This is a genomic window from Chryseobacterium sp. DT-167 (assembly GCF_058310155.1).
In genome coordinates, this window is sequence record NZ_JBZEEQ010000010.1 from 1 (window position 1) to 12,434 (window position 12,434).

11 protein-coding genes are annotated in these 12,434 nt (G+C 37.8%); all 11 read left to right on the top strand.

The window, feature by feature from the left end:
* Positions 1-171: 171 nt before the first annotated feature.
* Positions 172-975 (top strand): fimbrial biogenesis chaperone, encoded by an 804-nt coding sequence (locus AC4FQ5_RS13550; protein ID WP_491144100.1) that lies wholly within the window; start codon positions 172-174, stop codon positions 973-975.
* 19 nt (positions 976-994) lie between these two features.
* Positions 995-2,002, top strand: a complete 1,008-nt coding sequence (locus AC4FQ5_RS13555; RefSeq protein ID WP_491144101.1) for a hypothetical protein — start codon at positions 995-997, stop codon at positions 2,000-2,002.
* Positions 2,003-2,004: 2 nt separating this feature from the next.
* Complete coding sequence (locus tag AC4FQ5_RS13560) at positions 2,005-4,809, top strand: hypothetical protein (RefSeq protein WP_491144103.1); 2,805 nt, start codon at positions 2,005-2,007, stop codon at positions 4,807-4,809.
* Positions 4,810-5,086: 277 nt separating this feature from the next.
* The gene (locus tag AC4FQ5_RS13565; protein ID WP_491144104.1) at positions 5,087-5,560 is read left to right on the top strand and encodes a Dps family protein; all 474 of its coding nucleotides are present in this window, start codon (positions 5,087-5,089) and stop codon (positions 5,558-5,560) included.
* Between the two features lie 70 nt (positions 5,561-5,630).
* Complete coding sequence (locus AC4FQ5_RS13570) at positions 5,631-6,326, top strand: LytR/AlgR family response regulator transcription factor (protein ID WP_491144106.1); 696 nt, start codon at positions 5,631-5,633, stop codon at positions 6,324-6,326.
* Positions 6,327-6,578: 252 nt separating this feature from the next.
* Complete coding sequence (locus AC4FQ5_RS13575) at positions 6,579-8,789, top strand: hybrid sensor histidine kinase/response regulator (protein ID WP_491144108.1); 2,211 nt, start codon at positions 6,579-6,581, stop codon at positions 8,787-8,789.
* Positions 8,790-8,801: 12 nt separating this feature from the next.
* Positions 8,802-9,353 (top strand): antibiotic biosynthesis monooxygenase, encoded by a 552-nt coding sequence (locus tag AC4FQ5_RS13580; RefSeq protein ID WP_491144110.1) that lies wholly within the window; start codon positions 8,802-8,804, stop codon positions 9,351-9,353.
* Positions 9,354-9,663: 310 nt separating this feature from the next.
* A complete protein-coding gene (locus AC4FQ5_RS13585) occupies positions 9,664-10,224 on the top strand; it encodes a hypothetical protein (RefSeq protein WP_491144112.1) in 561 nt (186 codons plus the stop codon).
* A 152-nt stretch (positions 10,225-10,376) separates the two neighbouring features.
* Positions 10,377-10,838 carry a redoxin domain-containing protein gene (locus AC4FQ5_RS13590; protein WP_491144114.1) on the top strand — a complete coding sequence of 154 codons (462 nt, stop codon included), beginning with the start codon at positions 10,377-10,379 and terminating at the stop codon, positions 10,836-10,838.
* Between the two features lie 2 nt (positions 10,839-10,840).
* Entirely contained in the window at positions 10,841-11,359 is a 519-nt protein-coding gene (locus AC4FQ5_RS13595) for a DsbA family protein (protein ID WP_491144116.1), read from the top strand.
* A 201-nt stretch (positions 11,360-11,560) separates the two neighbouring features.
* Positions 11,561-12,382: an alpha/beta fold hydrolase gene (locus tag AC4FQ5_RS13600; protein ID WP_491144118.1), complete on the top strand. Its 822-nt coding sequence runs from the start codon at positions 11,561-11,563 to the stop codon at positions 12,380-12,382.
* The last annotated feature ends 52 nt before the right edge of the window (positions 12,383-12,434 follow it).

The window sequence follows — 12,434 nt, forward strand, 5'->3', positions numbered from 1 at the left end:
AAAGGAGCAGGTGCAAACGCTTACCTGAACAACTATATTGCAGGACAAGATCCTACAGTATACACTACTGAACTGACCTACACTATCGTATCTCAATAATCCCGGGAAACTTAAAATCTATAGAGAAGTGTTGCAGTTTTTGCAGCACTTCTCTTTATTAGTACTTTCTTCATGAAAAATAAATTTCAGCTGTTCTGTTTACTATTTTTTGTATTTGCTTTCAATACAAAAGCACAAACCGGAATATCAGTATCGCCACCGAGACTTTATTTTGAATCTGGTCCCGGTATCAGTAATACCGAAAAAATAACCGTGACCAATGTAAGTGCAAAAAACAGCCTTGACCTCGCAGTGAGTCTTGGCGACTGGGAATATGATACAAAAGGAGAAAACCAGATGCATCCCGCCAATACACTTCCCAACTCCTGTGCCGGCTGGATTACCATCAAAAAAGGAGACAACTATTTTTCGTTGGCACCCGGAGAAAGACGTGATATTGAAATAACGATCACCTCACCTACTCTGTCAAAAGAAAATTTGTCTGCCCACACCGCTTTGCTGTACGTGAGCCAGATGAATCCGGTGGATGATGTTGACAGTAAGGGCGCAAATATAAAAGTAAGCATCCGCTCAGGAATTAAAATATTTCATAAAAAACCGGAAGCAACAAAGAAAAAAATTGAAATAACTGATCTAAAATTTGATGCAGCAAGAAAGTCGCTGACACTGAATTTTGAAAATCAGGCCGAAATATGGGTTGACGGTAAAGTGACAACTGATATTTTAAATGCTGATAACGGTAAAAAATCAACTTTGAGCCCGATGGTATTTTACACCATGCCAGGAAACAAACGGGAAATGGAAATCGCACTTCCGACCCCGCTTGAAAAAGGCAAATACACCGCATCCGTACTTATAGATTACGGTGATGCAGAAAATCTGGAAATGGGCGAATTAAATTTTAGTTATGAATAAAAAGTTCTGCTTTTTTATAATGATATTTTTTCTTATCACCCGGTTACATGCTCAAATATCATTTTCATCCTGGACGAACAGTTATCTTCAGATCAACTCATATCAGGGAAATACAAATCCTGATGCCTATACCGTTACCTTTGCCGGAAACGGAAATTTTAATATCCCAAACTGGAGGTTAACAGCGCGTCTGAAAAGCAGCATTACTGCCAACAGCGGATCATACATTTTTCCTGCTAATAAGATATCTTTTCAGCCGGTTTCATCAACAGGGCAGGCTCATCCCAATCCTGTTCCAACAATAGCAGAAATCGGCATCCCTCTCAACACTGTTGTTACAGAAGGTTCAGATTTTCTGTTAATTCCAAAATCAAATGCACCTTTGTATAATCAGCCGAGCCAAAATAACGGTTATTATAATTTACAGTTAAAATTCAGCATTATCGTTGCAGGCGGAGCATATCTTGGGAATTATCCTGCCTGGATTACCTTTACAGCCCCGATAGAATTTACCGCCTATGATCAAAATAATATGATTATCGGAAAGATGGATCATCAGTTTCAATTTCAGATCGGTACACTTTCCGGAACACCTCCTCCAAGTACAGAACTTTCACTGAAAGTAAACAGCAACGCGACCAATGGTCTTTTGGAATTTAGCAGTATGCAGGATTATAAAGACGGTAAAAGCGTTACTTATCCCAATGCGCTTACCGTAAAAGCCAATACAAATTTTCAGATAACAGTGAGGGCTATTCAAAATAATTTCATATCGGCAAGCGGAAAAACAATCCCGGTAAGCAATGTTCAGATGAATATATTGCCTGCAACACAAAACAACGGTTCATCGTTTAACACGGTTTTTTTAAATACCGTTTCACAGACCATTGCAAAAGGCTCTTCAACGCAGGGTGCAAATCTTGACTATACCATCAAGTATTTCACAAAACCTAATGACGAATACTTCATTAATGCCAAACCCGATGAATATTCTGCGACATTACAATACGAGATAACTCCGCAATAATAATGTTACCCGTTCGTATTCAGAATTTTAAATACTTTACGACTTTTCTGCTATTGATTTGTCCGCTATTTTTGTTGGCTCAGACCAAAACGGAAAATATCCTTTTTGATATCCATGAAAAATCGTACAGTGAAGAATCAAAAATTATTGATCTGGTAATTGTCGTAGAAAACAATACGAATGAAAATTTTAAAGGTAAAATAAAAATATCAACTCCTAAAGGATTCAAATCTATTCTGGGACATGATATTATGCTTGATCTGCAGAAAAATGAAAGAAGATTTGTTTCTCTGAAATTCTTTGTCAGCAATAATGCAGATGCAGGAGATGCCAACATCAATCTTATTTTAACCGATCATTACGATCAGAAAATCAATGAAAAAACAGTGACTCATAAAGTAGAGGAAACCAGTCTTCTCCAAATGATCGCCGAAACTTCACAGATTTTCAGAAACAACAGTCAGGATTCTATAAAAATCAGAATCAAGGTTTCCAACAAAGGAAACAGAGCGCAGCAGACAACAGTGGTTTTTAAAATCCCCAACCATAATGACAGCAGTCTTTTTATTGAAAAGCACGGAACATTACGTCCGCAACAGGATTCTATGTTCACATTCAGCTTTTTACCCTCAAAGGAGCTTCTGAAACAAAATATTTTTGATATAAACGTTACCGGATTTAAAGATCCTGATAAAGAAATATTCGGTACGACCAGAATTTCTGTACAGAGCATTTCAAACACTCAGAAATTTCAGGATGAGCAGCAGAATGGTTTTGCAAGCAGTACAAAAAATTCGATTACCACAAGCTATCGCAGAGTGGGAGACAATATTGATATGTATCAGGTTTTAGGAAGCGGTGGTTTTAATGTCCCATCGGGATACATTTTTATCAACGGAAATATTTTTATGATGAATTCGCAGACTGATCCTGTGGTCAACAACACCTATATTTCTTACCGCCGCGAGAAAAGCGAATTTACACTGGGAAATATCAGTAAACTTCTGGAGCTTTCACTTTTTGGCAGAGGCATAGAGTACAGTTTTTTAAATTCCGCAAAAGACAAAAAAATTGAGGTAGGTTTCATTGAACAAAGTTTCAGCTTGCTGGAGAAAAATTCTTTTCTGAAAAACGGATACGGTTTTTATGTTAAAGGAATTCTTAATCCTTATAATTTTTCCCGAAATCTTTCATCCATCTATATTTTTAAAAATGACCCTTTTGAGAAAGCAAAACACCATTTGCTCGGAACTGAATTTACGCACAGCTTCAATAATCTTTGGCAGACCTCATCAAAACTATACGGTGGAATAAGCTTTTATGACCAGAACGGAATTACCAAACCTTCTCTTGCGCTTGAATCTCAGTATTCAGGAATTATAAAAAAACTGAATCTCAACGGAAATATCTTTTACAGTTCAGACTATTATCCCGGAAACAGAAGAGGGAGTTTGCAGATCCAGCAGAATGCCAATCTGACGGTCTTTCAAAAACATTATGCCTTCATTAATGCTTTTTATACTAATTATTCGCCTAAATATTATTTTTATAACACTCAGCTTTCTTCGGACAATATTAAAATGGAAACCGGACTGAATCTGGCAAAAACAGGGTCAGTGGGTTATTCTTTTGCATACCAGTATCAACTGGAAAAATCTAATTCGTACAATACTTTTCTATTACAAAATCAAAATAACCATTTATCAATCAAAGCCCACAGAATTGTAGAGAATACCAACTGGATCAGTGAAAACAGGAAACATTCTGCTGTTCTGGCTCTTGAGCTGGGATTTGCACAGTACCCAAACGAAGAAAGCCAGCAGTTTCAGGGAAAATTTATTGCCAATTATAATTACCGAAAAATTAATTTTGCTTCTCAATATCAGTCAGGAAGTTATTATCTTTCAGAATACGCTTTCTCGCAACTCATTGATAAAAATGAGAAATATAAAAAGCTCAGCGCATCTGTTTATTACAGCAATATCTTATTAAAAGACAAATTAAGCGTCACATCCGGACTCTCTTATACTGATGATAACATCTACGGAAGATCACCTTCAGCATTTTGTAATCTGAAATGGCATACAAGATTGTACGAGTTTTTTATAAATTCATCGATATATAACTATTCATCAGCCAACATCAGAAACAACATTTTTACCATTGAAGCAGGGGTCACCTTAAACTTGCAGAAAACAACTTTAAGCACAAAGAAAAAATCTGATATTTACGCTTTTGCCTTTCATGACAACAACAATAACAATATATTTGATTCTGATGAAAAAATAGCTTCAGGTTACCTGATCAACATCAATAATATTGCTTTTAAAACCGATTCTGAAGGGAAGATTTCATATAAGAATGTACCGTTTGGGAAATACCGTTTAAAACAGTCTGTGCAGGAAGGTTGGTATTATGATGACCAAATGCTGGATGTCAATCAGTACACTCTTGAAATTGCGATCCCGCTTCATCAGAACGGTACTGTTGCAGGACATGTAAAATATCAATTTGACAATAAAACAGCAGTTGATTTCAATCCCAGAGCAAATGGAATCATATTTAATATTTATAAAGACAACACCCTGGTGGAAACCGTAAATACAGACGATGACGGTGAGTTTATTTCTTTCTTACCTACAGGAAATTATACCGTCTCACTGAATATCAGTACACTTCCCCAAAATACATACTGCGAGACAGAACTTGCTGCATTTTCTATAAAAGCCGGAGAACTCTATACACTTCCTGAGTTTGTGATAAAAGTTAAGGAGAAGAAAATACATTCTAAAAAATTTGGTAACTAAATCAGATTATCATAACCGTAATGCTTTTTTTCTGTCTAAATATTACACTTAGAATTTGTAGATAAAAGACAAGATGAAAGATTGCTAATTAATCTCAAGCCCGAACATTTTTGATAATTCAATAAACTCATTATTGATAATCTCTTATTAACATTTAAAACAATCTTCTTACCGACCGTTTTTGCCTGTTCACCGAAAACCATCTCATTTCCGTAAGATTCCGACAGATCTTTACAGTAGAAAAAAGCAAAAGTGCTAAATATTAAATCCTACTCTTATGAAAGCAAAAATCGGAATTACAGAACAAAACACAGAAGCAGTGGCAGAACAACTGGCAAAATTACTCGCTGACGAATTTCTCCTCTACACCAAAACCAGAAACGCACACTGGAATGTGACGGGCGACAATTTCCACGCCAATCATATCTTCTTCGAACAGCAGTACAGACAGCTGGATGAGCTGGTCGACAGCGTAGCCGAACGTATGCGTAAAATCGGACATTACGCTCCCGCAACAATGAAAATCTACCTGGAGCTTACCCATCTTACAGAGTACAGCGAAAGAACAAATGACGGATCCGGCTTTATGAAAGACTTGCTGAGCGACCACGAAAGCATCATTGAATTCCTACGTGGAAACATCACTCCTTTTGCAGAAGAATACAGAGATTATGGCACCAGTGATTTCATTACAGGGCTGATGGAAACCCATGAAGAAATGGCATGGATGATACGTTCTTACTTCAGATAATCAGCCCTGGAAATATTAGAAATACAAAAAGGAATAATTATATTTGTGTCAACCATAAATAACTATTCTTATGAAAGCTCTGATCGTGGATGATAATGATATTGCGAGAACAACTTTGGCACATCTGGCAAAACAGTTTCCCAATCTTACGATTGTCAACGAATTCTCAAATGCCATTGAAGCTTACAATCACCTGCAGACCAATCAGGTAGATCTCATATTCCTCGATATCGAAATGCCGGAAATGACAGGACTGGAACTCACGAAAAACCTTTCCGGAAAAGATATCATTATCGTTTTCATGTCTTCCAACAAAGAATATGCACTTGAAGCTTTTGAGCTGAATATCGCAGATTATATCCTGAAACCGGTGACGCCTGCAAGATTCTTACAGGCAGTAAGCAAAGTGCAATCGATTCTTGAAAGCAGAAAAGAAAATGTAGAAATGACCAAAGATGAATTTTTGTTTGTCAGAGATTCCAATATTACAAGACGTTTGAAGCTGGATGATATTTTCTATGCCGAGGCGATGGGTGATTATGTAAAATTTTATACACGCGAAAAAATGTTTGCTATTCACGGAAAGATGAAAACAGCGGAAGAACGTTTGCCTAAAGATCATTTTATCAGAGTTCATCGCTCATACATCGTTTCTGTCGGCAAGATTGATACATTACAGGATGGCGGAATTATGATCAATGGGAAGTTCATCCCCGTTGCAGATGCTTACCGAAAAGCACTCAACACCCGAATGAATGTTTTTTAGGTGGCTATTATTAATTATTTGGGCAGCTTAATCCGTCTGAATTTATCCTGAGCTAAGTCGAAGGACTCCCGCTTTTTTATTTTTAATAAAAATAAAAAGAGCTCCGTTCAAGCCAGGCTACGCCACGCAAATTTAGACATTTGAGTCTGATACAACATTTGTCATTTTGAAAGAATCTAAACACAGTAAAACAAGACCGCCTAGATTCCTACAGAATGACAAACTCTATGATAAAAAATAACATATTCATTTATGAAAAACATATCTTCAGTAATGGGCAACAAACGGTTCAGTTATTTTATCATCCTCACATTCATAGCCGGTTCTTTGTTACTGATTGCCGTTCAGATCAATTCGGCTAAAAACACGAAGGAACTTATCCGAAACAACAATATCCTTCTCAATGAGTTGCGTTCCAGCAACCATCTCAGACAAATAGACCGCGACATTTTGAGTGTTGAAAGCAGAATCAGGGCATCTATCGCAACAAATGATACTACACATCTGAACGGAATAGACCAAAAGATAGATGAAGTGGAAAACTTTCTCGATTCTCTCTCAAAAGACAATACAGATGCAGGACAGGAAAAACTGATACACCGGCTCAGCGTTCTCGCAATGGAAAAAAAGCTTGTCAAGGAAAAGCTTCTTCAGCGTTACAATATGCTGGGAAATATGGATGATCAGACATCCATTGCCAATCCACGCGCAAGAAGGATCTCCAACGAAATCACAGAGATTACGGCAAAAATCTATGAAGACCGCCGCATCGATATGGTGAATCTCAGTAAAAAAAGTGAGGAGATGGGAAAAAAAGCAAGGCTGTATGACATCTCATTATTACTTCTGCTGGTTTTGAGCGGTGGTGTTGTAGGCTTTCATATTCTCCGCCAGTTCAGCCGGCAGCGATTGCTCATTCAGGAGCTGGACGTTGCAGAGAGAAAAGCCTCTGTAGCTGCACAAACCAAAGAAAATTTTCTTGCCAATATGAGCCATGAGATCAGAACACCGCTAAGCGGAATTCTCGGCTTTACGAATCTATTGCAGAAAAGACCTTTGGACTCTACCTCTGCAGAATTTGTATCGTCCATCCAGCGATCGGGGGAAAATCTGATGGCGATCATCAATGACATTCTAGACTTATCAAAAATAGAAGCTGGAATGATGCGCATAACACCCGGAATATTCAGCATCAACGGATTGGTGAATTCTGTAGAAACTTTTTTTGCAGAACGTGCAAAAGAAAAAGGACTGACGGTGACCAGCAGAATTGAAGCCTCAATTCCGGACACACTGATTGGTGATGCAACCAGACTGACACAGATTTTGGTCAATCTTATCGGGAATGCCATCAAATTTACTCACCAGGGAAGCATTAATATCGAAATTTACAACAAAAAGCAATCTGAAAACGAAGTCATCATCGGTTTCAAAGTTTCAGATACGGGAATCGGGATTGATAAAGAAAAACTGAATGAAGTCTTTGAAAGATTCAATCAGGGTGAAGATTCAACTACCAGAAATTATGGCGGAACAGGACTCGGTTTATCAATTGTAAAAAGTCTCATATTGCTGCAAAAAGGCGATATAGAAGTCACAAGCGAGCAGGGAAAAGGAACAGTGTTTCATTTTTATATTCCGTACGACATTTCGGAAGAACAGCTTACTATCCTTCCGACTGCTAATACCGACTATTTTAAAGATAAAGCCAATGCACCGCTGAGGATTTTGGTGGTAGATGACAACGCTATCAATCAAAGCCTGATGAAGCATCTGCTTTTGCAGTGGAATATCAGTTTCGATATTGTTTCTAACGGTTCGGAAGCAGTTGAGCAATTGATCAGTGAGACGTATGATCTTATTCTGATGGATATACAAATGCCAAAGATGGATGGCTATGCTGCCACAAGGCAAATCCGTGAGGTCTTAAAACTTGATATTCCCATCATCGCAATGACCGCGCACGCATTGGCAGGCGAAAGGGAAAAATGCCTGAGCCGCGGAATGAATGAGTATATCTCAAAACCCATCAAAGAGGAAGAGCTGTTTAAATTAATATCCAGATTCGGATTACAGGAAACCAAACAGAATCAAACGAATGAAGAAGTAAGTACTCAGCTTACATTTCAATATCTGGATTTATCTTATATGCAGTCTGTAAGCGGCGGCGATAAAAATTTTGAACGAACTGTAACGCAGCAGTTTATCAATAACGTCCCTCAACATCTGGAACAACTTTTGACTGCTTACGAAAATAAGGATTTCACAACTGTAAAACTAAGAGCACACGACCTGAAATCGAGTGTGGCAATTATGGGACTTCTGCCCCATCTGGAAAAAAATCTCACCACACTGGAAATGACAACAGAGCAGAATACAGTTGTGGAGAATGTTTTAGAAAGTGTAAAAAGCATCGTCAGATCTGCAGTTGAAGAAGCGAAAAAAATAATGGAGCAATTATAAAATCCCATAATTATGGAAACACAAGGTGCATCTGTGGTCATTACCCATCACGTTTTAGATGGGAAACAGGCTGAATATGAAAAATGGCTTGATGAGATCCTGCCGGTTTCCAGGAATGCTCCTGGTTTTATCGACTGGCAGATTGTTCGCCCTATTCCTAATCTGACCTTTGTTTATACTGTTATTATCCGTTTTGATACCATCGATAACCTCAGAAGCTGGATGGAATCTGATGAGCGTAAAAAAATGATTGAAAAAGTACATCCGCTGTTTACGAAAGAAGATAATTACCAGATCAGATCGGGTTTGGATTTTCTATTTTACAATGAAAAAACAGACAATAGAGTTCCCGTACGCTGGAAGCAATATTTGGCAACCTGGTCTGCAATATATCCGTTATCAATCCTGATTCCCTTATTTGTATTACCTTTTTTAAGGTTTCTACAAATTCCTGTCAATCATTATTTTGATGGGCTTATCATTTCGGGATGTATTGTTTTTTTGATGGTATTTGCAGTAATGCCGAATTATACCAAGCTGATTAGAAAATGGCTATATAAATAATTGAGATTTATATCCAACTGATAAATTAAAAATCACTGAAATTTTCCAGTGATTTTTTGTCTATAATAAAGTTATTGTTCAGTTTTTTTTCATTCAGCAGGAATCTAAGTTATTCTTTTAAATATGTAGTTGAGATTCCTATGGGATGACAAACTGAATACCCATGAGTTCTTATTTAATCTAATTGATTTCTTTTTTTACTTATTCAACGACACTTTCTGCCTATTCATCGAATTCCAACTGATTTTGAATTGATCTGATAGTAGCTTTACATCAACAAATTAATGTAACAATCAAAAATCAAAACATTATGGAAATTACTCAAACCCCGGAAAATGCATTATCCCACTCTACTGTAACAGCGATCATCAATGCGCCTATCGAAAAAGTAAATATCGCAGACTGGCTACTGAATCTTCCCGATGCAGAATATCAGAGATGCTCTACCCAACATATCGGAGCGGCTATTTCTACTACTTATGACGGACAACCGGTTTCCCTGAATGTAGAAACAATAGGTGATGCATTGATGGTGCAGCATTATGTAGCTGTGGAACACCGCGCTGATTACTGTCGTATGCTCTCGATCTCTGATTCTATTACCAAAGGCGGACGGACTAAAGTTCAGGTTTTATGGGAGCTGAAAGCAACAAAAATTGATGAAAGCACCACACTGTACACCAACGAAATCCACGCAACAGCCACACCGGAAATGTTTGAATATCTGAAAGAACATGACATTCGGCTCGTTGATGCTTCTGCATCCAGACAAGCCGCATCAGATGCTCACAACCACGAAGAAACACCCAACTTTGCAAAAAGTATAGAAAATAAAGCATTGACAGGAAAATACAATCAGCCCTTTTCCTGAATCTCAGCGACTCATTTTGCCCGTTTACCCAAAAGCTCTTTAGAATGAAAAAACCAAAGTAACTTTACGGAAGAAATAAAATAGAAACACCCATTCGTATCGTAAATTCAGAATTTTATTTTACGATAACAAAATTCAAAAAAACTAATATTATGTTACAGAAAAATGATGTTGCCCCCGATTTTACATTATTTGCAACGCCCGACCAGAAAATTACGTTATCAGAATTCAAAGGAAAAAATGTTGTCCTTGCTTTTTACCCTGCCGACTGGAGCCCGGTTTGTAGCGACCAAATGGCTTTGTACAACGAAACGCTAAAGTTTTTCAGACAATATGACGCAGAGATTTTCGGAATATCTGTAGACAGCAAGTGGTGTCATCTGGCTTTTTCACAATCCAGAAATTTACATTTCCCATTGTTGGCAGATTTTGAAGCCAAAGGAGAAACCGCAAGAAAATATGGTGTTTATGACGAGGAAGAAGGTGAATGTAAACGCGCATTATACGTTATCAACAAAGATGGAATCGTTGAATGGAGCTATCTGTCGCCAACAGCAATTAATCCGGGAGCAGACGGAATTTTAGATGCCTTAGAAAACCTTAAAACAAAATAATTATGTCATTAAAACCAGCCGTCAGCAACACTGACCACGCACAAGGCAACCCAGATGCCGACCTTGTTATTATAGAATACGGAGATTATCAATGTCCATATTGCGGAGCCGCTTATCCTGTTCTCAAAAAACTGATGAAGGAATTCGGAGATCAGATCAAATTTGTTTTTAGAAATTTCCCGCTATCTGAAATGCATCCATATGCAAGATCTGCAGCTCTTGCAGCAGAAGCAGCCGGTTTACAAGGGAAATTCTGGGAAATGCATGATGCGATCTTTGAAAACCAACAACATCTGAATAATAATTTTCTTATAAAGCTTGCAGAAAAATTAAAACTGAATATTCCACAGTTCGAAAAAGATCTTGCAGGTGACGGATTGGCTGAAAAAGTAGATTCAGATTTTGAAAGCGGTATTATCAGCGGTGTAAACGGAACTCCGTCTTTCTTTGTAAATGGAAAAAAATTCAGTGGCGGTGCAGAAGATTTGTTTGAGCTATTGGAGGAAAGTACCGAAAATTAAATCAAAAATCTTTTGACAAGTAAGCAATTGGAAGTTTCTGTTTAAAAGAAGAAGGGTAAAGCTGCGCAAAAAAAACGTACCGGAGTAAACGATTTTAACCTAGGTTAAGATGAATTGAATTTCACAGAACTAAATTTGCTAAAGAATTAAGACAACAACATTTTAAAATAAATTAATCACAACATTAAAAAAAAGTAAATCATGAGCACACTAAAATTGAAAGACGGAACAGAGATTTTTTACAAAGACCAGGGAGAAGGACCAGTATTGATGTTCCACCACGGATGGCCATTGTCTTCGGACGATTGGGACGCACAGGTTATTTTCTTTTTACAGAAAGGCTTCAGAGTAGTAACTCACGACAGAAGAGGTCACGGCCGTTCCAGCCAGAATATTTATGGTCATACCATCGAGCAGTACGCTTCAGATGCTGCCGAATTGGTAGAATTTCTGGATCTGAAAGATGTTGTCCACATCGGGCACTCTACAGGTGGTGGTGAAGTAATCCGCTATGTGAATAAATATGCGAAAGGAAGAGCGAAAAAAGCAGTTTTAATCAGTGCTGTTCCACCAATTATGGTTGCAAGTGAAAGTAATCCGGATGGTGTACCGATGGAAGTTTTTGACAACATCAGAGATCAGACTCTTAACAACAGACAGCAGTTCTATATTGACCTTACAATCCCTTTCTACGGATATAACAGAGAAGGTGCAGATGTGAAAGAAGGTGTACAGAGAAACTGGTGGAGACAGGGAATGATGGGTGGAATCGTGGCTCATTACGAGGGTATCAAAGCGTTTTCCGAAACAGATTTCAGAGAAGATCTGCAGGCTGTTGACATTCCTGTTTTGGTGCTTCATGGTGAAGATGACCAAATCGTTCCTTATCAGAATGCGGCTTTAAAATCAATTAAACTACTGAAAAACGGAACGATAAAAACTTATCCGGGGTTTCCTCACGGAATGCCGACTACCGAAGCGGCTACCATTAATAAAGATATTTTGGAATTTATCCAATCTTAAATAAAAATGAAATAAGATAAGGGGTGAGCCATTTGGTTCACCCTTTTTTGAT